Annotated in this window: 22 protein-coding genes; 19 read left to right on the plus strand and 3 right to left on the minus strand. The window is 41.8% G+C overall.

Translation table 11 applies throughout. From position 1 onward, the window contains the following. Positions 1-35 precede the first annotated feature (35 nt). On the plus strand, positions 36-425 hold the full coding sequence (locus IGI66_RS05560) for a hypothetical protein (protein WP_438847962.1): 390 nt from the start codon (positions 36-38) through the stop codon (positions 423-425). 49 nt (positions 426-474) lie between these two features. Further along, positions 475-1407: a DUF2922 domain-containing protein gene (locus IGI66_RS05565; RefSeq protein WP_438847964.1), complete on the plus strand. Its 933-nt coding sequence runs from the start codon at positions 475-477 to the stop codon at positions 1405-1407. 237 nt (positions 1408-1644) lie between these two features. On the opposite strand, the gene IGI66_RS05570 is transcribed toward IGI66_RS05565, so the two are convergent. After that, the gene (locus IGI66_RS05570) at positions 1645-2112 is read right to left on the minus strand and encodes a TspO/MBR family protein (protein WP_010781174.1); all 468 of its coding nucleotides are present in this window, start codon (positions 2110-2112) and stop codon (positions 1645-1647) included. Positions 2113-2363: 251 nt separating this feature from the next. Here IGI66_RS05570 and IGI66_RS05575 point away from each other — a divergent pair, with 251 nt between their 5' ends. The 4 genes from IGI66_RS05575 to brnQ all read left to right on the plus strand — a co-directional run bounded on the left by IGI66_RS05575 (position 2364) and on the right by brnQ (position 5394). Continuing rightward, positions 2364-2633 (plus strand): IreB family regulatory phosphoprotein, encoded by a 270-nt coding sequence (locus IGI66_RS05575; RefSeq protein WP_010739601.1) that lies wholly within the window; start codon positions 2364-2366, stop codon positions 2631-2633. Then, positions 2630-3058, plus strand: coding sequence for a Holliday junction resolvase RuvX (gene ruvX / locus IGI66_RS05580; protein ID WP_010781173.1), 429 nt, complete (start codon positions 2630-2632; stop codon positions 3056-3058). Before IGI66_RS05575 ends, ruvX begins: the two co-directional genes overlap by 4 nt. 15 nt (positions 3059-3073) lie before the next feature. Beyond that, the gene (locus IGI66_RS05585) at positions 3074-3397 is read left to right on the plus strand and encodes a DUF1292 domain-containing protein (protein WP_086305741.1); all 324 of its coding nucleotides are present in this window, start codon (positions 3074-3076) and stop codon (positions 3395-3397) included. A gap of 644 nt (positions 3398-4041) precedes the next feature. After that, a complete protein-coding gene (gene brnQ, locus IGI66_RS05590) occupies positions 4042-5394 on the plus strand; it encodes a branched-chain amino acid transport system II carrier protein (RefSeq protein WP_438847967.1) in 1353 nt (450 codons plus the stop codon). A gap of 68 nt (positions 5395-5462) precedes the next feature. On the opposite strand, the gene IGI66_RS05595 is transcribed toward brnQ, so the two are convergent. After that, complete coding sequence (locus IGI66_RS05595; protein ID WP_010781159.1) at positions 5463-5639, minus strand: hypothetical protein; 177 nt, start codon at positions 5637-5639, stop codon at positions 5463-5465. A 291-nt stretch (positions 5640-5930) separates the two neighbouring features. On the opposite strand from IGI66_RS05595, the gene IGI66_RS05600 reads away from it, so the two are divergent. The 6 genes from IGI66_RS05600 to IGI66_RS05625 all read left to right on the plus strand — a co-directional run bounded on the left by IGI66_RS05600 (position 5931) and on the right by IGI66_RS05625 (position 13436). After that, positions 5931-7034 carry an alpha-hydroxy-acid oxidizing protein gene (locus tag IGI66_RS05600; RefSeq protein ID WP_086305744.1) on the plus strand — a complete coding sequence of 368 codons (1104 nt, stop codon included), beginning with the start codon at positions 5931-5933 and terminating at the stop codon, positions 7032-7034. Between the two features lie 261 nt (positions 7035-7295). After that, a complete protein-coding gene (gene abc-f / locus IGI66_RS05605; RefSeq protein WP_438847970.1) occupies positions 7296-8768 on the plus strand; it encodes a ribosomal protection-like ABC-F family protein in 1473 nt (490 codons plus the stop codon). 164 nt (positions 8769-8932) lie between these two features. Beyond that, a complete protein-coding gene (locus tag IGI66_RS05610) occupies positions 8933-9775 on the plus strand; it encodes a transporter substrate-binding domain-containing protein (RefSeq protein ID WP_086305746.1) in 843 nt (280 codons plus the stop codon). Continuing rightward, positions 9775-10434 carry an amino acid ABC transporter permease gene (locus IGI66_RS05615; protein ID WP_288227646.1) on the plus strand — a complete coding sequence of 220 codons (660 nt, stop codon included), beginning with the start codon at positions 9775-9777 and terminating at the stop codon, positions 10432-10434. Before IGI66_RS05610 ends, IGI66_RS05615 begins: the two co-directional genes overlap by 1 nt. A gap of 243 nt (positions 10435-10677) precedes the next feature. Further along, positions 10678-12144: an amidase gene (locus IGI66_RS05620; protein WP_438847972.1), complete on the plus strand. Its 1467-nt coding sequence runs from the start codon at positions 10678-10680 to the stop codon at positions 12142-12144. 101 nt (positions 12145-12245) lie between these two features. Then, positions 12246-13436, plus strand: a complete 1191-nt coding sequence (locus IGI66_RS05625) for an amidohydrolase family protein (RefSeq protein WP_438847974.1) — start codon at positions 12246-12248, stop codon at positions 13434-13436. Between the two features lie 100 nt (positions 13437-13536). On the opposite strand, the gene rnhC is transcribed toward IGI66_RS05625, so the two are convergent. Continuing rightward, on the minus strand, positions 13537-14439 hold the full coding sequence (gene rnhC, locus IGI66_RS05630) for a ribonuclease HIII (protein WP_438847976.1): 903 nt from the start codon (positions 14437-14439) through the stop codon (positions 13537-13539). Positions 14440-14574: 135 nt separating this feature from the next. Between rnhC and zapA the strand changes: the two genes are divergently transcribed. The 7 genes from zapA to IGI66_RS05665 all read left to right on the plus strand — a co-directional run bounded on the left by zapA (position 14575) and on the right by IGI66_RS05665 (position 21381). After that, positions 14575-15009, plus strand: a complete 435-nt coding sequence (zapA, locus tag IGI66_RS05635; RefSeq protein ID WP_438847978.1) for a cell division protein ZapA — start codon at positions 14575-14577, stop codon at positions 15007-15009. A 12-nt stretch (positions 15010-15021) separates the two neighbouring features. Beyond that, the gene (locus IGI66_RS05640) at positions 15022-15570 is read left to right on the plus strand and encodes a CvpA family protein (protein ID WP_086305750.1); all 549 of its coding nucleotides are present in this window, start codon (positions 15022-15024) and stop codon (positions 15568-15570) included. Between the two features lie 60 nt (positions 15571-15630). After that, on the plus strand, positions 15631-17991 hold the full coding sequence (locus IGI66_RS05645) for an endonuclease MutS2 (protein WP_086305751.1): 2361 nt from the start codon (positions 15631-15633) through the stop codon (positions 17989-17991). A gap of 113 nt (positions 17992-18104) precedes the next feature. Continuing rightward, a complete protein-coding gene (trxA, locus tag IGI66_RS05650; RefSeq protein WP_010781148.1) occupies positions 18105-18419 on the plus strand; it encodes a thioredoxin in 315 nt (104 codons plus the stop codon). Positions 18420-18847: 428 nt separating this feature from the next. Beyond that, positions 18848-20623 (plus strand): excinuclease ABC subunit UvrC, encoded by a 1776-nt coding sequence (gene uvrC / locus IGI66_RS05655; RefSeq protein ID WP_438847981.1) that lies wholly within the window; start codon positions 18848-18850, stop codon positions 20621-20623. Between the two features lie 87 nt (positions 20624-20710). Next, on the plus strand, positions 20711-20917 hold the full coding sequence (locus tag IGI66_RS05660) for a helix-turn-helix transcriptional regulator (RefSeq protein ID WP_010781146.1): 207 nt from the start codon (positions 20711-20713) through the stop codon (positions 20915-20917). Next, positions 20914-21381 carry a hypothetical protein gene (locus tag IGI66_RS05665; protein ID WP_086305752.1) on the plus strand — a complete coding sequence of 156 codons (468 nt, stop codon included), beginning with the start codon at positions 20914-20916 and terminating at the stop codon, positions 21379-21381. Before IGI66_RS05660 ends, IGI66_RS05665 begins: the two co-directional genes overlap by 4 nt.

Consider the following 21381-nt stretch of genomic DNA (forward strand, 5'->3'; position numbering starts at 1 on the left):
AGGAAAAATGGACAAAAAAGGAGGTCGAGTGAAGGATGGAAGATTATGGGTTAGCGAGACAAAAGCTTTTCACCTTGCAGCGACGGACATTAGAAAAACGATTGCATGCGTTCTATTATCAGACTCATGATGAAAAGACAACGATTGAAATGCTGATTGCACTACAAGTGCGGGACGAACTGACTGGAGACGCTTTTGATTTCTCTAGAATGTTGACAAGCGTGGTGTATCGCATCTTTTTAAGAACACGTACAACAAAAATCATGCGTCGATTTTATTTATATTTTATTGATTATTTCAGCGGGAAAGATTGGCAATTACTAACGGCAAAATTATTTCCTGTGCTTACGTATAACGAAGAAGATCCAGAAGTGGTCAAAGCGCAAATGTGTGAAGAAGAAATTATTGGATGCGCAGAATCATGAGGGGTGCCTTCACAAGAAGAGACTAAAAAATACAAAGGAGGGGAAGGAAATGTTTACGACAACAACGATTACATTAGATGCTCTCTTTGCGAACAGTGAGGGGAAAAAACATCATTTTCGTATGAAGGGCTTTGATCCAAATAAGCCGGCTGAAAAAGTGAAGGCTGCACTAACGAAGCTGACCAAGCTGGATATTTTTGAAAAAGACGGCATCGGTCTATATAAAGAACTCTTAGAAGCAAAAATGATCCAACGGACAGATACGGTGCTGTTTAAAGAAGAAAGAAAAAAGGAACAAAAAACAGAGGAAAAAGATTTCTTTGCGCAACTCTCAGAAATGGCAGCGGCAATGGGGTATACGATGGAAGAACCAGCCGATATTTTGGAAACGCTCGCACTCCCGCAAGACTTGACGATCATTGAAGAGAAACCTGATCCGAGAACGTTGATCCAATTGATCGCACTGCCGGATGGGATCGATCCGACGACGTTGTCCGAGAAACAAAACTACCGAGTGGTGACCTCATGTCTTCCTGCAAAGGCCACACTGAAGGAATGTTTTATCGATAGTGAAACAACACCAGCGAAATTATTGGTCGTCTCTTCATTGTCGGAGGAAGAGGAGGGAGTGCCGGCTTCCGTCCATACGTTATCAGGTAGTAGTTTCTCCGAAGAAACGAAAGAAACAACTACAAATGAACGAATAGATCCAGAAATCGATCCGCTGGAGCAGACAAAGGAACAAACGAATTGGGTAACCATGGCCTCTTTACCGATAAATGCGGCATTGGATGAGCTAGTCATTGATAATGCGCCAAAAACGCCTGTACGTTCAGAGGAGCATATGGAGAAGGAGCCTGTACCCTATTCTTGTGGGGCCACACCAAGAAAAATAGAGGGAGACTCTTTGCCGATTCAAGGCAAACAACTCGTCAGTCGTACCCGTCATCGCCTGCTCAAGCGTATTCGGAAGCGAGAATAACGAATTTCTGATACTTGATCAAAAAACCAACGTTGGGATAAAAGAGAGTGTCGTTAGAAGGAAAAAGGGGAATGTGCTCACTCACAGTGGGGTTATTTGTCATGGTGTTTTTTCAATATATTCCTAGTCAAAGTAGGCATTCATTTAGAATGGGAAAACAATGCCGTTTCTTATTTTGAACAGTAAAAAGACATCGGAACGAAATCCGATGTCTTTTTGAGTGTTAATTCAAGAGTGTTAATTCAAGAGTGCTAATCCAAAAGAAAGATAGGTCGCATAAGTGATCCATACAAGATACGGGACAAAACAAATCGCCGCGCCTTTAGAAATCCCTCGAAACTCTCGAATACTGAAAATGATCGAGAACCAAAGGAACAAGCTGATAAATGACGCGATCCAAAAATGAGAGCCGCCAAAAAATAAGATGCTCCATATGAAGTTGAGTGCGAGCTGCACTCCAAAAAGAATATACGAGCGCGTCTTGTTTTTTGGTTCTTTGCTGTCAATCACTAAAAATAAAGCTAAACCGATCAATGCATAGAGAACTGTCCAAATAATTCCCACGATATTTCCAGGTGGTGCCAGGAAGGGCTTGTTCAATTGTGCGTAGACTGCGGGAATATCTCCCGCAAAAAAACCGGACAATGATCCGATCAATTCAACTCCGATGATACATGCGAGTAGTTTAAAAAATCTATTTAACATAATAATCCTCCTTTGTCCTTTTTTTTACGAATCATTCCTTCATAAAAGCTAATACTATTTCAGTATAACGAGCATTCTATTTAAAAGAAAAAAAGATGCTTAAGAAAACTGACCTAAACAAAGCAAAAGCGTGTTATAATAATTCGGAAGATTTTCTAAAGCCAAGAGATTGGCAACTTGCAAAATTTGTAAGTTTTGTCTTCTTTTAGTAAAATATAATTGTTGATAATTCCAAGGAGAGGTGTGAGAAAATGGGATACACAGATGAAACAGTCCGTTTTGATTTTGATGACAATCGTAAGAAAGAGATCAGCGAGACATTAACGATCGTCTATAACGCGTTGGCTGAAAAAGGCTACAACCCGATTAACCAAATCGTCGGCTATTTATTATCAGGAGATCCTGCATATATTCCTCGTTATCAAGACGCACGAAACTTGATTCGTCGTCATGAGCGCGATGAAGTTATGGAAGTTTTGGTAAAATATTACTTGAAAGATCACGGTATAGATATTCGATGAGAGTGATGGGACTTGATGTCGGCTCGAAAACTGTCGGGATCGCGGTGAGTGATCCATTTGGCTGGACGGCTCAAGGAGTCGAGATCATCCGAATCGACGAAGAAAAGGGGAAGTTCGGTTTTGAACGGCTAGGCGAATTAGTGAAGCAGTACCAAGTCACTAAATTTGTTGTGGGACTTCCTAAAAATATGAACAATTCAATCGGTCCTCGAGCAGAAGCCTCCATGGCGTATGCTGAGAAAATCAAAGAACTCTTTGACTTGCCGATTGAGTATCAAGACGAGCGATTAACTACTGTTCAAGCAGAACGGATGCTAGTAGAACAAGCAGATGTTTCTCGTTCGAAAAGAAAAAAAGTTATCGATAAACTTGCAGCAGTCATGATTTTACAAAATTATCTTGATCGCAACAGCAATAAACTTTAGAAAAGAGGAATAACTATGGCACACGAACACACACACGACCACGATCATGAACATGATCACGACCACGAACATGAAGTCATCACTTTAGTGGATGATGAAGGAAATGAAACGCTGTATGAAATCTTATTGACGATCGATGGTCAAGAAGAATTTAACCGCAATTATGTATTGCTTTATCCAGCAGGCGCACCTGAAGATGAAGACGTTGAATTGCAAGCTTACGCATACGTTGAAAATGAAGACGGCAGTGAAGGCGAATTGCAACAAATCGAAACAGATGCTGAATGGGATATGATTGAAGAAGTTTTCAATACATTCATGACAGAAGAAGAAGAATAAGTTTAATACTAGGAGAAACCTTGATACAAAAGGTTTCTCTTTTTTTTGACAAAAAACGAGGAAGGCTCAATCGCTCATAAATTTGAGAACAATCTGGTCAGTAATGTAAAGTCTTTGTATAGGTTACGTAAAGTTTGAGTTGCTTTGAGGGATGCCTTATCTAGATGGTGTAAAATAAAAGCAGGGAAGAAACCTTCCTAAAAATATTGCTAGGCTAACAGAAAAGGATGTGTGTGTAATGAGAAATAATCACAAAAGCACAAAGTTAATCCATTTGATGTTAACAATGATGAGAAATAGCAAGAAACCGCCAGATGGATGGATAAAGGTTCCTACTAACCGAGCCAGTCGGGGGAAGGAAGCGTGATCCATCATCTCGTAGCTATACGTAAAATAGCTTTTATCGTGCTTCGAACGTTCAGAGTTCCTTTTTTAAAAGGGGACTCTTTTTTTATGGGAAAATTCGAACGCTGCTTTTTTAGTTCACTAATCTAGGTATCTTCTTTTTTAGGGAATCGGGCTCATGCTTTTTGAGTCGAAGGGGAACCGAGGAACGGGTATACCTATTCAAAATTTTTGTCAGTAATGAGATAGTTGTGTAAAATGAATGGCATCATTATTTACGGTCACAGTGAGGAGAAATTATGGAGAAAAAACTTTCGTTTAAGCAATATATTTATATAGGGTCAATGCTTTTTGGGCTTTTCTTTGGTGCCGGCAATTTAATTTTCCCGGTCAACATGGGGCAATCAGCGGGGAGCAATATCTTCTTAGCCAATCTCGGCTTTTTAGTTACAGGAATTGGGCTGCCATTTTTAGGGATCATAGCGATCGGGCTTTCTCAAAGTGAGGGCGTTCTAGATTTGGCTTCAAAGGTTGGTAGGAACTATGCATTTATTTTTACTTTTCTGATTTACTTAGTGATCGGGCCCTTTTTCGCCTTGCCCCGCTTGGCGACGACGTCCTTTGAAATTGGGATCGCTCCGTTTGTTTCAAACGATCATCTCGGGCTTGGCTTGGCGCTGTTCAGCGTATTGTTTTTTGTAATAACCTGGTTGTTCTCTCGCAAGCCATCAAAAATATTAGATTATGTCGGTAAATTCTTGAATCCCATTTTTCTTATTCTACTCGGCGGGTTGCTTTTTCTAGGATTTCTTCATCCATTAGGTGCCATTGAAACGGCACCTGTCCAACCAGCGTATCAAACGGCGACTTTCTTAAAGGGCTTTACCGAAGGGTACAATACGCTAGATGCCTTGGCTTCTTTAGCATTCGGAATCATCATCGTTACTACGATACGATCTATGGGGGTAACAAAGCCGAATCAGATCGCTAAAGGAACGATCAAATCGGGTGCGATCAGTATCGTATTAATGGGAATCATCTATACACTGCTATCCTACTTAGGAGCCATGAGCTTAGGAAAATTTGCTATAAGTGAAAACGGCGGGATCGCATTAGCACAGATCGCCAATCATTATCTCGGTACGGTGGGGAGTATTTTGCTCGCAGCGATTGTTATCTTAGCCTGTTTAAAAACATCGATTGGGCTTGTAACAGCTTTTTCGGAGACCTTTGTCAAGCTGTTCCCTAAGTTCAGTTATCGCTTTTTTATTGTTCTTGCCAGTGTTCTTCCTTGCCTTTTTGCCAACGTTGGTCTAACAAAAATAATCGAGATCTCTCTGCCTGTTTTGATGTTCATTTATCCCTTGGCCATGACGCTGATCCTGCTTGCTATTTTGAGTCCATTGTTCAAGGATAGAAAACCTGTGTATCAGGCAACAACAGCTTTAACAGCTATCGCAGCGATTTTTGATGCCTTAGCAGCGAGTCCGGCCGCCATTTCAACGAATCCGATCGTTGTGTCCATTCTTAAGTTTGTCAGTCACTATTTACCCTTCTTTACGATAGGTATGGGGTGGGTGTTGCCAGCCTTTGTCGGCTTTCTAATTGGGGGAATGTACGCTCTGATCAAGGAGAGAAAACTAGCGGAGTAATCTTCAAGATAAAAGAATCAAAAACAAAGAAGCCTTCTTCTGTATGGAAGGCTTTTTTTGATCATCGGTTACTTTTTGGATAAGGTCATCAAGAGCATCGAGCCGAAGGTAACGATAAAAAAGGAGGGGAGGATCAAATAAATAAACGTAGCAAAAGTTAATTCTCCTTTTGCGATATAGCTGCTTAGCGATGCAAGAAAGCATACAATTCCGATAGCGACAGCATCATGGATAGTTTTTTTCATAAGCATCCTCACTTTCTTGGATTTTCACGAGTGGCCGTTCTTGGAGGTGTCCTTTTACCCCTTCAAGTTTAAACGAAGGAATCGTAAAAACTGTTTTTTTGTCTTAAAAGGTCAAAAAAGACTCGTGAACGAAAACGACAATTTGAATAAAAAACGAAATAATGAGCAAAATATCAAATTATTTTTTTGAGAATCAATCAAAATAAGCGGACGAACAAATCATTTGTCAACGTTTCTAGAGAGGCGTACCATTATTTTGTAAACGTTATCAAATTGAAGGCGGGGATTTTGATGGAAAAGATTTATCAAGCAAGCACAGCAGAGGGTGCAATTGATTTTATTAATATGAATGATTTAGAAGAAGGGGCTAAAGAAGTCATTCCTAAAGGCGGCTACGGGTATATCAGCAGTGGTGCAGGGGATGTCTTTACTTATCAAGAAAATGAAAAGGCATTCAATCATAAATTGATTATTCCTCACGTACTACGAGATGTTGAGTTACCAGATACGCGAGTAACCTTTGAAGGCGAAGAGCTGACGGCACCAATCATTATGGCTCCGGTCGCTGCCCACGGGTTAGCTAATGTAGCAGCCGAGCGGGCGTCCGCGAAGGGGGTCGCTAGATTCGGGACGATTTATACCGCGAGCTCGTACGCTTCCTGTACATTAGAAGAAATACGTGAGGCTGGCGGGGCAAAGGCACCTCAATGGTTTCAGTTCTATATGAGTAAAGATGATGGGATCAACCGCGATATCATCGATATGGCGAAACGTAACGGCGCAAAAGCCATCGTTTTGACCGCGGATGCGACAGTAGGAGGCAATCGTGAAACCGATCGTCGAAACGGATTTACATTTCCGTTAGCCATGCCGATCGTTCAAGCCTATCAATCAGGGATCGGTCAAACAATGGATGCCGTTTATGGCTCTTCGAAACAAAAATTAAGTCCAAAAGATGTTGAATTTATCGCAGGTTATTCGGATCTGCCGGTATACGTTAAAGGCGTCCAGTCAGAAGAAGACGTAGAACGCGCTCTTGGCTCCGGTGCTTCAGGTATCTGGGTATCGAATCACGGTGGGCGCCAACTAGATGGCGGTCCGGCTTCCTTTGATTCCCTGCAATATGTGGCGGAGGCCGTAGCAGGCAGAGCCCCCATCGTTTTTGACAGCGGGGTTCGTCGCGGGCAGCATGTTTTTAAAGCTCTTTCTTCTGGAGCAGATTTGGTTGCCATTGGCCGTCCGGCAATCTATGGCTTGGCATTGGGCGGAACAACAGGCGTTCAGCAGGTCTTCGATTTCTTCAAAAAAGAACTGGAAATGGTCATGCAGCTAGCAGGAACACAAACGGTTGAAGACATTAAAGGCATTGTTTTAAGAGAAAATCGCTATTTGTAAAACGTATTTTTCTTTACTTTCTATTTTGTGGATGCTATCTTTTTATTAACCGAACACGAGGAGGAAAAGAAATGACTGCTTCAATGAAATTGCGTAAAAACTTTTTGAATAACTAATGAACGATGAATTCAAAAGTCTAGGTGCGGCAATTTCAAGGGATCAGTGTATACTTTTCTAAAAAGAACGAAAGAGGCCTAGTCTGAGACTGGGCCCTTTTTTGTACACTTTTTCCTTTTCCTAGCGAAAAGGAGAAGAAAACGAATGGAACATTTATCTGTAAAATTAACAAAAATAGAACACCGTTTTGGTGCCAAAAAAATTTTTTCAATCGACTCATTATCCGCCTATGAGGGAGATCGTATCGGGATCATCGGAGCAAACGGTCAAGGGAAATCGACTCTTTTAAAACTGATCAAAGGGGAGATGAATCCAGATAGCGGCAAGGTCCAGAGAGAAATCGACTTTAATTTCTTTACTCAAATCGAAGAAATAAATGAAGGGACCAATTTCGAAGAGATTGATTGGGAATTGGTAGCCCGACTCTCTATCCCTAAGAATCCTGCCTGTACGTTGAGTGGCGGGGAGGAAAATAAATACCGTCTGGCGCAAACGCTCTCCAGTTACAAACCGGGCTTGCTTCTGGACGAACCCACAACACACCTTGATCGCAAAAGTATACAGACGTTGATTGAAGAGCTGCGTTATTACTACGGAACGCTGTTGTTCGTTAGCCATGACCGCCATTTTTTAAATCAACTGGCGACGAAAATCTGGGAGATAGATGCTGGCGAGGTCAAGGAATACGTTGGAAATTACGAAGATTACTGTAAGCAGAAAGAATTAAAAAATCTCGTGAATCAAAGAGAAGCGGCACAATATATAAAGGAAAAGAAACGATTGGAATCAGCAGTCAGTAAAAAGAAGGAGCAAGCAGAAAGAAGTCCCAAGGTTTCAACGAAAAAGAGTCAGCAGAACATCCGACCAGATCGCTTGTCCTCGTCGAAACAGAAAGATACGGTCCAAAAAAATTTACAAAAGTCCGTGACCGCGATGGAAAGCCGCTTAGCGCAATTGGAAAAAGTCGAGAGGTTTGAGAAACGACGAGAGATCGTGTTTCCACCTTCAAAAATACAAGCCGTTCATAATAAATTTCCAATCCGAGGAGAAGCATTTCAACTAGAGCGGGGTGGAAAATTGCTGATTGAATCCTGTGATTTTCAATTTCCTCTGGGGAAACGGATTGCGATTGTTGGAGAAAACGGCAGTGGAAAAACCTCACTGCTTCAAAGTATCCTGAATAATGAAGAGGGAATCGTAATATCGCCGAAAGTTTTGTTTGCCACCTACCATCAAATGTCCTATAAAATGGTGGACAGTCAGTCACTTTTAGAATTTTCAATGAAGCATACAAGCTATAAGGAAGCTCTCGTTCGCAGTATTTTGCATAATCTGGGGTTTTCTCAATTGGAGATGACTAAACCGATCAAAAACTTGAGTGGCGGTGAAGCGACGCGGCTTCAAATCGCGTTGCTATTTGTGAAGCCATCCAATGTACTAATTCTAGACGAACCTACAAATTTTATTGATTTGACCACAGTGGAAGCCCTCGAACGCTTGCTTTTGTCCTATCAAGGGACAGTGATAGTTACTTCCCACGATCACTATTTTGTAGAAAAAGTTGCTGATGAAATTTTTGAAATAAGTGATTTTAAACTGAAAAATACTCAGTTTTAAATGATGATAGTTATTTAAATGGGTGTGCTATGACACTTATTCCTCTGATTAATCTGTATTATAAGCTGTTTTTCATGAGCAGTTTTCTATCAATCTCTGTTTTTTATATGCTATAACAAAATGAGTGAGTAGAATTTATCAGCAAATGAATGGAGACGAGAACAATGAAAAAAGGATTTGTGGGTTTAGCACTTGTGGTGGCAGGACTGCTTTTTACTGCTTGCGGGAATGGGCAAGGTCAAACAAGTGAAGATACGAGTTGGAAAAAGGTAGAAGAGAAAAAGGAACTGACAGTCGCAACATCAGGCACACTTTTTCCATCTTCGTATTACAACGAGGACAATCAGTTGATTGGCTATGACGTAGACGTGGCGAAAGCAGTCGCTAAAAAATTAGATTTGAAAATTAATTTTAAGGAATACAATGTGGATGGTCAGGTAACCGCAGTCAATCGTGGAGAAGCAGATTTTGCTGCGAATGATTTTGGAATGTCAGAAGAACGCAGCAAGAAATTTGCCTTATCGTCACCAATCAAACATTCCTTTGACAGCATGATCGTTCGGAAAAGCGACGATTCCGGCATTCATTCCTTAGAGGATTTGAAAGGGAAAAAAGCAGCAGGAGAACCGAACACAAGCTATATGAAGATTGCTGAGAAGTATGGAGCGAAAGCTGTTACGTATGACAATGCCACCAACGATCAGTATTTAACGGACGTGGCGAATGGTCGGACCGATGTGATCTTAAATGACTACTATTTGCAGAAAATGTCTGTCGCAGCGTTGCCTGATATTCCGGTGAAAATTTTGGAGGATGTCTATTTTAATGCAAACGAGACCGGCTTCTTATTCGATAAGAAAAACGAAGCACTAAAATCAAAAATTGATACGGCGCTTCAAGAGTTGAAAGAAGAGGGCACGCTGAAGAAAATATCAGAACAATATTTCGGAACGGACGTTTCGGTGAAGCCTAAACAAGAAGTCACTGAGAAAGTGTCAGCGGACTAATGTACATCCCTACGATCGATATCCCTTTGATGATCGAATCCGTCCCTTTTCTACTGAGTGGATTGGGGTATACATTAGGGATCAGTCTGGCGGCGTTCTTCTTCGGAAATCTTTTGGGAATTTTATTAACTATTTTAGGCTTCGTTCCATGGCTGCCGATCAAACTGTTCGTGCGATTTTATTTATCCTTTTTGCGAGGCACTCCTGCACTGGTTCTGTTGTTTTTACTCTATTTTGGCTTACCCTATCAATTAAATGCAGTGGTCGCAGCAGTTATTTGCTTTAGTTTGACCAGTAGTGCGTTTATTGGAGAAATCTATCGTGGATCAATTGCGGGTGTCAATGGTGGTCAGTGGGATGCAGCCTACGCTTTAGGCAATCGATTTTTCCCCACCATGCGTTACATTATCTTGCCTCAAGCGGTTCGTATTTCGATCCCAGCGTTGGGCAACGTCGCAATGGACCTACTTAAAGGAACATCGCTAGCGGCAATGATCACCGTGCCCGATATCTTTCAAAAAGCAAAGATCATTGGTGGGCGAACATTTGACTATTTATCAATGTACATTTTAGTTGCATTGATTTATTGGCTGCTGTGTATAGGGATCGGTTATCTGCAGCATCGATTAGAGAACTATTTTCAGCAAAAATATGTATAAGAAATGTTGGAATGGATGAGAGTCTGGACTTTTGAGTCATGTGAAAAAATCATTCTGGCGATCAGAGGCTTCAAAAAGAAAAATTAGAAAATGATCTGTATAGCACGAGAGCTGGGTCTGATAGAAAGAAAGGAACTCTTTTCTATCAGGCTTTTTTCTTTTCGAGGGTTCTATCGAGTCTGTTGCTAGTATTATGAAAAAAAATTTGTGATAATAAATAAAAAAGTTATTGAGGTGTTAGGGATGAAAGATGGTCTTTACTGGGCAGGAAAATTACGCAGAAAAGAAATCAGTTTTCAAGAGTTGTTGCATTTGTTTGAAGAAAAAGCTCGGAAACAAAATTCACTGTTGAATGCATTTGTCACAGTGATGGATCAAGAAGCATTAACGGAATATCAGCAGCAAGAAGAGGTCTTAACGCGCCCCTTTGCCGGATTGCCGATTCCGTTAAAAATGCTGGGACAGGAAAAAAAAGGCTGGCTGAGTACGTCAGGATCAAAATTGTTGATGGCACATCGCGCCAGCAGTGATAGTTATTATACGAACAAGCTGCTCGCAAACGGTCTTATTCCATTTGCGCAGACGAATACGCCTGAATTTGGGTTTAAAAACATTACAGATGCGAAGATTTATGGACCGGCTAGAAATCCATGGAACCTTGATTATTACTCCGGCGGATCGAGCGGCGGCGCGGCCAGTGCTGTAGCTGCAGGCATCGTCCCTATTGCAGGTGCTAGCGATGGCGGAGGCTCGATTCGAATACCGGCTTCTTTTAGTGGGTTGATTGGACTCAAGCCCACACGGGGAGTGATGCCCGTTGGCCCGAGTGGGTGGCGTGGTTGGCAGGGAGCAGCGATCGACTTCGCCTTAACGGTTTCGATGCGGGATACGGAAAAGCTGTTTTATGGGATGCGAGATATCTCCAGTGCGGCTCCTTATCAAGCACCTGCCTCTGCTTGGCAACACCATAAAGCCGCCCAAAAAGAGCAGCTGAAGATCGCAGTCATTATTGATTCGCCGATTGATTCAACGGTTTCCCCAGAAGCCGCCAGCGCAGTAGAAAAAGCGCATGATTTTCTTTTAAAGCAAGGACATCAAGTCGAGCTCATCAATTATCCGGTGGATGGGAAGGAATTGATCGCTAGCTATTATTTGATGAATGGCGCGGAAACGGCAGCGATGTTCTCTGGAATTGAGCAGGGATTGCGCCGCCCAGTGGAGAAGAACGATATGGAGTTGATGACCTGGGGAATCTATCAATATGGGAAGAAAATCCCTGCCAGTCATTATATTCGCGCGTTGAACTTTTGGGATGATGCGGCGTTTAAGATGGAGCAGCTTTTTACAGAATATGACCTTCTGTTGACCCCGACGGCTGCAACGACGGCGCCTAAAATAGACGAGGATCTACAAAGCGATGAAATTCGAGATGCATTAGAAGCTGCCGCCAGTCTTTCGGAAAATGAGCTGCATCATGTCATTGATCGCATGTTTGAACGAAGCCTGGAGATCACCCCCTACACGCAATTAGCCAATCTCACAGGGCAACCCGCAATTAGCTTGCCCACCTACTTGACGCAAAAAGGACTGCCTTTGGGTATTCAATTCACTGCTGCACGGGGAAGAGAAGACTTGCTTCTGCAAATCGGACGATTATTTGAGACAGAATACGGCTTCAAATTACCTGAATATTATCAAGCAAACAAGTAACGCTGATCCTTGATTCGAACCGCCAAAATTGGTTACCAATTTTGGCGGTTCTTTTGGTACACTTAAACTAGTTATTGAAAACGTTTAACAGGAGGATAGAAATGATTTTATTGAAAGCAAGAAAAGTAATTACTGGTGACGGTGAAACGGTGATCGAGAAGGGCGGTGTAGTTTTTTCAGAGGGTACAATAGTGGCTGTAGGAGAAGCACAAAGACTAGCTTCTGAGTACCCTCAGGCAGAGGTTCGCGAGTATAGCGACGGCACGATCTTACCAGGCCTGATGGATGCGCACATTCATTTAGGCTATTATTGGACGCAGCCGGATCTGCATCGCTACAATGACTTTATGATCGCCTACTATGCACAGAAACAAGCAGAAATGTGTTTAGCCAAAGGAGTAACGACGATTCGAGATTGCTGCGGACCGCAATTTCTATTAGAGACGTTGCGCTTAGCTGCTGAAAAAGGCTACGTCAAGGCACCACGCATTTTGCATACGGATCGGGGAATCTGTATCACCGGAGGCCATGGACACGAGGACGGTATCGAAGAAGTAGACGGTGTGGAAAATATCCGCCATACGATCCGACGTCAAAAAAAGGATGGCGCTGATTGGATCAAGCTGTTAACAACCAATCGTGATGACATTTGTGAGTTCACTCAGGAAGAATTAACGGCGGGTGTAGAAGAGGCTCACCGACTCGGTATGAAATGTGTTGTCCATTCAGGAACACAGCCAGGAATCCAAATGTGTATTGACGCAGGCTTTGATACGATCGAACATGGCAATTTCTTAACAGTCGAGCAAGCGAAACAAATGATTCAACAGCAACAATCATGGACGCCTACGATGTTCGCCTATCATTTCTTGGCAGAGTACAATCAGAAGGTCCAAGAAGCAGGGATCGATCATTCAAATCAGTCGACTGAAACCTACTCCCATCATTTAGATTTCTTTGAGCGTTCTGTTGAAGCGTATTCGAAAAATTTCAAAGCGATTTATGATGAGGGGCTAACGATTTTAGCGGGTACAGATATGGTCATGCTGGAAGCGCCGAGTGTGCCGATCGTGGAGGAGCTCGAGTTGATGGTCCGCTATGGTTTGACCCCCGTCCAAGCAATCCAAACAGCCACCCAAAATCCGGCAAAAGTCTTTGATTTGGCTGACACTACTGGCGAATTAAAGGCCGGCTTACAGGCGGATATTTTGGTGGTAGAAGGAGACGTTACAGCAGACATTGAAGCGTTAAGAAATGTCCAGCGTGTGTATCTATCAGGAGAAGAGATGTAAAAATACCCCCTATCAGCAAAGGCGTGCCTCTCAAAAGATTCGATCAGGCATCGGTACTCAAGGAGGAACACTTTTCTGATAGAGGATCACGCTTGGTAACTTAAATCATTTTTTTTGCTTTTTCCGTATTCGCAAAGTGCAGCTTCACATACTTGCGTAGTAGATCAATACCGCCTTTTTGCAATAACTTGGCCGCCAATTCGTCAGACGGTTTGCCAGCGCCAGACGGGACCTTCATACCAAGCTCCTGTGAAGCCTGGTCTAGTTCGTCAAGAAAGCTCGCCCGGCTGATGATAGACGCGGCTGCGACAGCCAGGTGGTATTGTTCTCCTTTAGTCACGAAATAAATTTTTTGTTCGACTCTCTTAGCTTCTTTTTTTACATAGTTCATGTAATTGGCTTCGGGAGTGAATTGATCAATCAAGATAGCATCAGGTTTTGTTGGTGCGATGTCTTCTAATAATAATCGGATCGCTTGATTATGCAACGCGACCTTCATGCGTACAGCATTGTATTTTGGCTGGATATCGTTATATTTCTCAGGCGTGACTACCAGCAGGCGAAAGGGAATCATCTCTTTGATCGCCGTTGCCATTTTTCTGATTTGGTCGTCTGTCAGCATTTTTGAATCTTTTACGCCTAATGTTTTTAGTGCGTCCAAGTGTTCTTTGTCTGCATAAGCAGCACAGACACATAAGGGGCCAAAATAGCTGCCATTTCCAACTTCATCGCTGCCAAGAACGGCAAGGGAAGCAAAATCGCTAGGCAGACGACTGCTTTTTTTAACGGAAGCAGGCGCCGTTTTTCCCCAACGAGCCGCTTCTTGTTCCGCGTTGTTCCCTTGGAAGAGGACCTTTCCAGAGGTATAGGCAGTGATGCTCACACCATTTTTTTTGGCAGAGAATTCGCTATACGGCACTTTTTTAAGTAATAGGTAATCGGCATAGTAGTTTTTTAGCTTTTGAATCTCTGGTTTGGTTAATTTTAATACAGAAGAACTCATAATTTTTTCTCTTTTCTTTAAGTTAATTCGCTTTTAATTGATGAAAGTTGTACATATGAAAGGTTTTAGCATATAATATGTTAGTGTTTTTGTTACTGGACTATTAAAAAAATCGTTTTAGGAAGGTTGATCGATATGGCGCAAAATCGCTATAAGGCAATCGTTGCCGGTCAGACTTATACTATCATTGGACAGGAAACCAAGCAACATATGGATATGGTTACAGCCTTAGTCAATGAGCAGTTAAATGAGATCATGTCGTTATCACCTGAGATCACGCAAGAGAAAGCCGCGATGTTATTGGCGATTAATGCAGTCTCAGATCAATTAAAGAAGCAAGAAGCCTTAATGCAGTTAGAAAAGCAGCGTTATACGCTTGAAGGGCAAGCCGCCCATAATCTCGAATTAGAGAATCGTATCAAGAAAATCGAAGCAATCGAAGCCGAAGCAAAGAAAATCATGCGGAAGAACGGAAAAGAAAACGTTCCGATCCGAAATCACGTAGAAGCGCAACAAATCGTTAATGAGAACCGTAAACGTGAGATTCAAAAAAGAGCGGCAAATAAATAAGTGAGGGATACTATGTTAACATTGGTAATTTTATTTGCACTACTGCTATCTTTTTACGGAGGGTATCGACGAGGACTAGCTTACCAGATCGTTTTTGTAGTGGGTTATCTTCTATCCTTTATCGTTGCACGAATGTTTTATCAGAGACTCGGTTCCCACTTGGAATTATTTGTGCCGTATCCATCCGTTACGAACGATTCTAAGATGCTGTATTACTCAGTAGAGCAAGCGTTCAATTTGGACAAAGCATTTTACGCGGGTGTGGCGTTTGTCATGATCTTGATCGCCGGATGGTTAGTGACGCATCTGATAGCCATTTTCTTTAAGGATTTATTGTACAAGGTGATGATCCCTCAATACGATGGCATCGTTGCCGGAATACTGCAATTGATCGTATGCTACGTCGGGATTTTCCTGATTCTGAAGCTAGTAAGCTTCGTTCCAATGGCTGTTGTCCAAAACCAAATAGAAGGCAGCTGGTACGCGCGCTTTATGATCGAACATTCTTTGTTCCTGAGCTCGCAATTTAATAATCTATGGGTCACAAAAATTATTGGATAAAGAAAAAACCGGGACGCTGTTTGACAGGTTTCGGTTTATTTATGTATAGAAGGTGAAATAATGAATGAACGTATTTTAAAAACATTGGAATTTGAACAAGTAAAAACAATGATTCAGCAACATTTGACGACCGAGCAAGGGGAAGAAGAGATCCGCCAATTGACACCTTCTAACGACGAAGATACGATTCAAGCGTGGCTGGATGAAACCGAAGATGGAATGAAAGTCCAACGTTTGCGTGGCGGTCTTCCAATCCCTAAATTAAACAACATCAAACCGCACATGAAACGGATCGAGATTGGTGCAAACTTGAACGGACTTGAATTGGCGGAAGTCTCGCGTGTTCTATCCACGACAAGTGAGCTGGTTCGTTTCATTGAGGATCTGAAAGATAGCGAACTGGAATTTCAACGTTTGTATTTCTGGGAGGAGCAATTGACGACGTTGCCTGAATTAAGCGGCAAACTTCGTCGCTCAGTCGAAGAAGACGGGCGAGTGCGAGATGAAGCTTCTACAGAATTGAGGACTATTCGCAGTCAAATCCGACGCAGCGAGCAAACGATCAGAGAACAATTAGATGGCTTGATTCGCGGAAAGAACGCAAAATATTTGAGCGACAGTCTCATTACAATGAGAAATGACCGTTATGTGATTCCCGTGAAGCAAGAATACCGTGGTATTTTCGGGGGTGTGGTCCATGACCAGAGTGCCTCGGGGCAGACTCTATTTATGGAGCCCAAACAGATCGTAGAATTAAATAACCGGTTACGTCAGCAGCAAATCGCGGAGCGTACAGAAATTGAACGCATCTTGGCAGAATTATCAGCGGAATTAGTCGCACCTAGAAAAGACATTTTGCATAACGCCTACGTACTAGGACGTTTTGATTTAATGAATGCCAAAGCACGGTTTGCTAAAAATTTAAAAGCTGTGGTACCTGCGATCAATCAAGACAATCATGTTTATTTCAAACAAGCACGCCACCCTCTCTTGGATCAAGACAAGGCAGTGGCGAATGATTTGATGATCGGTCAAGACTTTCAAGCGGTCGTTATCACGGGACCAAACACCGGTGGTAAGACGATTTCTTTAAAAACATTGGGATTGCTCCAATTAATGGGACAAGCAGGTTTTCCGTTGCCGGTGGGAGAAGAAAGTGAGATGGGGATCTTCGATGAAGTTTTTGCGGATATCGGAGACGAACAATCGATCGAGCAAAGTCTCTCGACCTTTTCTTCCCATATGACCAATATCGTCTCTATTTTAGATAAAATTGATGAACACAGCTTGGTTTTGTTTGATGAACTAGGTGCCGGGACGGACCCTCAAGAAGGGGCCGCATTAGCGATCGCGATCTTAGATGCAGTGGGTGCAAAATCTTCTTACGTCATGGCGACGACCCACTACCCAGAGCTGAAGATTTATGGTTATAACCGTCCGAATACCATCAATGCCAGCATGGAATTCGATGTGGACACCTTGAGCCCCACTTACCGTTTGTTGATTGGTGTACCAGGACGAAGCAATGCCTTTGAGATCTCTAGACGATTAGGATTGGATTCGACCGTCATCGACAGTGCCAAACAGATCATTGATGAGGAAAGTCAAGACTTAAATGATATGATCTCAGATTTGGAAAATCAACGTAAAGCAACAGAAACCGAATACTTAGAAATTCGTCATTATGTGGACGAATCGGAAAAACTGTATCGTGATCTAAAAAATGCCTATTCTTATTTCTTTGATGAACGTGAAAAAGAAATGGAGAAAGCACGCAAAGAAGCGAATAAAATCATTGGCGAAGCTGAGGAGAATGCGGAGAAAATCATCAAAGACATTCGCCAGATGCAATTAGAAGGCCAAGGCAGTGTAAAAGAGCATCAATTGATCGATGCACGATCGCAATTAGCTGATTTAAAACAAGACGAGCAGTTAAAGAAAAATAAAGTGCTGCAAAAAGCGAAGGCGAAGAAGCAGTTTAAACCGAATGATGAAGTCATCGTAGAAACCTATGGACAGCGGGGAACCTTGATCCAAAAAGTGGGCAATAATGATTGGCAAGTCCAATTAGGGATTCTGAAAATGACGGTCTCAGAGGAAGACATGACACTGACAACGCCGATCGAAGAGCCGAAACAACAGGTTATAACTGGAATCCAACGTGGAGCAGGTGCGCAAGTAAAACCAGAGTTAGATTTACGTGGAAAACGTTATGAAGAGGCCCTTGCCGAAGTCGATCACTATATCGATGCGGCGTTGTTAGCGAATTTCGCTCAGGTTCGGATCATTCACGGAAAAGGAACGGGTGCGTTGCGTAAGGGGATCACAGATTATTTAAAAAACCATCGTAACGTCAAAAGCTTTGAATTTGCCCCAGCAAATCAAGGCGGGAGCGGTGCGACGGTGGTTACCTTTAAATAGTTTACAAGTGTAAGCAGAACAGTAGCCTAGACCACGCGACCGTGATATACTACTTTTAGTAAGAAAAAGGGTACCTACTTATAAGTATCCATTTTATAATAGGAGGAATTCAAATGTCACAAGTAGTTACTGATAAAACATTTAGTGAAGAAACAGATAACGGGCTTGTTTTGATCGACTTTTGGGCAACTTGGTGTGGCCCTTGTCGGATGCAAGCACCGATCTTAGATCAATTATCCGAAGAATACGACGAAGATGAATTCAGAATCGTAAAAATGGATGTCGATGAAAATCCAGAAACACCCGCATCATTCGGGATCATGAGCATCCCAACACTTGTTTTGAAAAAAGATGGACAAGTCGTTGATAAAGTAATCGGTGTTCATACAAAGGATCAATTAAAAGAGCTTATCCAAGCTCACATGTAAGAAAATGAGCTGGGCATTTTGTCCAGCTTTTTTTGCGAGTTAGGCTTTTGGCAGTTTACCAAGTTTGAAAAGTAGTTATGGATTTTTAGCCAATTCATGGACAGGCTGTTTAGCCTAATCGTATGCGAAACGAAATAGGACTCATTTTCCGATTTTTGAAAAAATGAATCCTTTAATAAAAGATAGCTGTCAGTCTTAGTTTTCACAGTTTACTTTGAAGTTAAGGTAGTTTCTGCTTAGTATTTATCTTAGTGATCGCAATGTTTACTTAGAGGATATGCGTGGTGAGAATGCAACTCATTTTTTGAAGAAAAATGAACACCTTAAGTCGAAGTAGCTGTCAGTCCAAGCTTTCACAATTACAATTGGACAGTCATGGATTAAACCAGCTGTGATTTGAAAGAGATAGCATTGAAGGGAAGCAGCGTATGAACGAACGAATCAAAAACAAATTGGCACTCCTGCCAGATCAGCCGGGCTGTTACCTGATGAAGGATAAAAACGGCACGATTATTTATGTAGGAAAGGCCAAAATATTAAAAAATAGAGTCCGTTCTTATTTCACTGGTAGCCATAATACAAAGACGGAGCGACTAGTAAGCGAGATCGTGGACTTTGAATATATCGTAACAGAGTCAAATATCGAGGCGTTGTTACTTGAAATCAACCTGATCAAGAAAAACGATCCTAAATACAATATTATGCTGAAGGATGACAAGACGTATCCTTTTTTGAAAATTACAAATGAAAAGTATCCACGTTTGATGATCACCCGAAAAGTCTTGAAGGACAAAGCGAATTATTTCGGTCCTTATCCAGACGTCAATGCGGCGAATGAGACGAAAAAGTTGTTGGATCGTTTATTCCCATTACGGAAGTGCAAACCTTCGCAAAAAACACCTTGTCTTTATTACCATTTAGGGCAATGCCTGTGTCCATATGCTTTCCATGTCGACCCGCAAGTTTATAAGGACATGGTAGAAGAGATCAAACAATTTTTGAACGGTGGTCACACGGAGATTCAAGAGCAGTTAAAAGAAAAAATGAACCAAGCTGCTTTAGACATGGAGTTTGAAAAAGCTGCAGAGTATCGAGATCAGATCAGAGCAATCGAAACAGTGATGACGAAACAAAAAATGACCAATACTGATTTGGTCGATCGTGACATCTTTGGCTATGCAACAGATAAAGGATGGATGTGTGTCCAAGTCTTTTTTGTTCGTCAGGGAAAATTGATCGAACGAGATGTTTCGATGTTTCCATTTTACAATGACGCGGAAGAAGATTTCCTGACCTATATTGGTCAATTCTATCAGGAAAATGAGCATTTCATTCCTAAAGAAGTGTTGATCCCTGACAGCATCGATAAGCCCAGTGTTGAAGCGATGCTAGAAACGAGAGTCCTACAGCCGCAGCGCGGTGAAAAGAAAAAATTGGTACGATTGGCTGGAAAAAATGCACAAGTGGCATTAAATGAAAAATTTGACCTCATCGGACGCAGCGAGGCTCGAACGATCGGTGCCGTGGAAAAATTAGGCGATGCGATGAATATTCCAGCACCTATCCGTATCGAAGCTTTCGATAACTCGAATATTATGGGAACCGCTCCTGTTTCAGCAATGGTCGTTTTTATTGATGGGAAACCAGCAAAAAAAGAATACCGAAAATATAAAATAAAAACCGTTAAAGGCCCTGACGATTATGCCTCTATGCGTGAAGTTATCTATCGTCGGTATTCCCGTGTATTAAAAGAGGGATTGCCATTCCCAGATTTGATTGTGATAGATGGCGGGAAAGGGCAAGTGGATGTCGCGAAAGATGTGTTGGCTAACCAATTGGGGATAGATATCCCGATTGCTGGATTAGCCAAAGATGACAAACACAAAACCAGTGAATTGCTCTTTGGCCCAGAATTGACAGTGGTTCCGTTAGAACGCAACTCACAAGAATTTTTCTTGCTGCAGCGCATCCAAGATGAGGTCCATCGTTTTGCGATCACCTTCCATCGTCAGTTGCGAAGTAAGAACAGCTTTGCTTCAAAACTAGATAATATCGATGGATTAGGGCCAAAACGAAAGAAAATTCTGCTTAAAGAATTCAAATCATTGAAAAATATCCAAGCGGCTTCGATTGAAGAACTACAAAAAGCTGGTCTGCCGAAAGCAGTAGCTGAGAGTACGCTTGAACAATTACAAAAAAAATAATGTATAGCACCCTTTACACGTAATGTAAAGGGTGCTATACTTTTTTTATTGAATGTAAAGGGTACTATACATTGAGGAGTTGATCATTTGCAAAATAGAATTCAGGAATTGCGCAAAGAACGTAAACTAACTCAAAATGAATTAGCCAATAATCTAGAAGTTACTAGACAGACGATCATTTCTTTGGAAAACGGACGCTACAATGCGTCATTGATTCTTGCACACAAAATCGCACATTTTTTTGATCTGATGATTGAGGACGTTTTTATTTTTGAGGAGGAGGATGAAGAATGATAGACAAGCTTTCTAAGCCGGACCAGCAGTATTACAAGAAATTAAAAATGAAAAACAATTACTATAGGATTACGGTAGTCTTTCTTGCCGTTTGTTCAATCATTCTTTTCATTGGGACAAAAGAGTACGCGTTGAAGATAAGCGATCATGCACTTGGGTACCTTAGCGGATTTTTCTTGTCTATTATTCTTTTATTTACACTTGCCATTTTTAGAAATCGAAGGCTCATGAAGGATCCTGAAAAATTAAAGCAGCAAAGAATTGCAAAAACCGATGAACGGAATATTGAAATCACTAATAAAGCACTGTTTGTCACTTGCTATGTGCTGATCGTCACACTCGTGATATTGAGCGTTGTGGGAAGTTTTGTTTCCCAGATGATGATGATGGTGTCTGCTGGATTGATTTATGTTTTCTTTATTAGTTATCTGATCGGGTATGTTTATTTTAGAAGAAAGCTATAA

Source organism: Enterococcus sp. AZ048 (assembly GCF_051715125.1).
Lineage (GTDB): Bacteria > Bacillota > Bacilli > Lactobacillales > Enterococcaceae > Enterococcus_A > Enterococcus_A gilvus.

What these genes read in the sequence shown, in the direction of transcription:
- IGI66_RS05620 (WP_438847972.1), top strand. Translation starts at nt 10,678, where the DNA reads ATGAAAGATGGTCTTTACTGGGCAGGAAAATTACGCAGAAAAGAAATC.
- brnQ (WP_438847967.1), top strand. Translation starts at nt 4,042, where the DNA reads ATGGAGAAAAAACTTTCGTTTAAGCAATATATTTATATAGGGTCAATG.
- ruvX (WP_010781173.1), top strand. Translation starts at nt 2,630, where the DNA reads ATGAGAGTGATGGGACTTGATGTCGGCTCGAAAACTGTCGGGATCGCG.
- IGI66_RS05610 (WP_086305746.1), top strand. Translation starts at nt 8,933, where the DNA reads ATGAAAAAAGGATTTGTGGGTTTAGCACTTGTGGTGGCAGGACTGCTT.
- IGI66_RS05625 (WP_438847974.1), top strand. Translation starts at nt 12,246, where the DNA reads ATGATTTTATTGAAAGCAAGAAAAGTAATTACTGGTGACGGTGAAACG.
- IGI66_RS05560 (WP_438847962.1), top strand. Translation starts at nt 36, where the DNA reads ATGGAAGATTATGGGTTAGCGAGACAAAAGCTTTTCACCTTGCAGCGA.
- IGI66_RS05585 (WP_086305741.1), top strand. Translation starts at nt 3,074, where the DNA reads ATGGCACACGAACACACACACGACCACGATCATGAACATGATCACGAC.
- rnhC (WP_438847976.1), bottom strand. Translation starts at nt 14,439, where the DNA reads ATGAGTTCTTCTGTATTAAAATTAACCAAACCAGAGATTCAAAAGCTA.
- uvrC (WP_438847981.1), top strand. Translation starts at nt 18,848, where the DNA reads ATGAACGAACGAATCAAAAACAAATTGGCACTCCTGCCAGATCAGCCG.
- zapA (WP_438847978.1), top strand. Translation starts at nt 14,575, where the DNA reads ATGGCGCAAAATCGCTATAAGGCAATCGTTGCCGGTCAGACTTATACT.
- IGI66_RS05615 (WP_288227646.1), top strand. Translation starts at nt 9,775, where the DNA reads ATGTACATCCCTACGATCGATATCCCTTTGATGATCGAATCCGTCCCT.
- IGI66_RS05570 (WP_010781174.1), bottom strand. Translation starts at nt 2,112, where the DNA reads ATGTTAAATAGATTTTTTAAACTACTCGCATGTATCATCGGAGTTGAA.
- trxA (WP_010781148.1), top strand. Translation starts at nt 18,105, where the DNA reads ATGTCACAAGTAGTTACTGATAAAACATTTAGTGAAGAAACAGATAAC.
- IGI66_RS05665 (WP_086305752.1), top strand. Translation starts at nt 20,914, where the DNA reads ATGATAGACAAGCTTTCTAAGCCGGACCAGCAGTATTACAAGAAATTA.
- IGI66_RS05565 (WP_438847964.1), top strand. Translation starts at nt 475, where the DNA reads ATGTTTACGACAACAACGATTACATTAGATGCTCTCTTTGCGAACAGT.
- IGI66_RS05595 (WP_010781159.1), bottom strand. Translation starts at nt 5,639, where the DNA reads ATGAAAAAAACTATCCATGATGCTGTCGCTATCGGAATTGTATGCTTT.
- IGI66_RS05645 (WP_086305751.1), top strand. Translation starts at nt 15,631, where the DNA reads ATGAATGAACGTATTTTAAAAACATTGGAATTTGAACAAGTAAAAACA.
- IGI66_RS05575 (WP_010739601.1), top strand. Translation starts at nt 2,364, where the DNA reads ATGGGATACACAGATGAAACAGTCCGTTTTGATTTTGATGACAATCGT.
- IGI66_RS05640 (WP_086305750.1), top strand. Translation starts at nt 15,022, where the DNA reads ATGTTAACATTGGTAATTTTATTTGCACTACTGCTATCTTTTTACGGA.
- abc-f (WP_438847970.1), top strand. Translation starts at nt 7,296, where the DNA reads ATGGAACATTTATCTGTAAAATTAACAAAAATAGAACACCGTTTTGGT.
- IGI66_RS05600 (WP_086305744.1), top strand. Translation starts at nt 5,931, where the DNA reads ATGGAAAAGATTTATCAAGCAAGCACAGCAGAGGGTGCAATTGATTTT.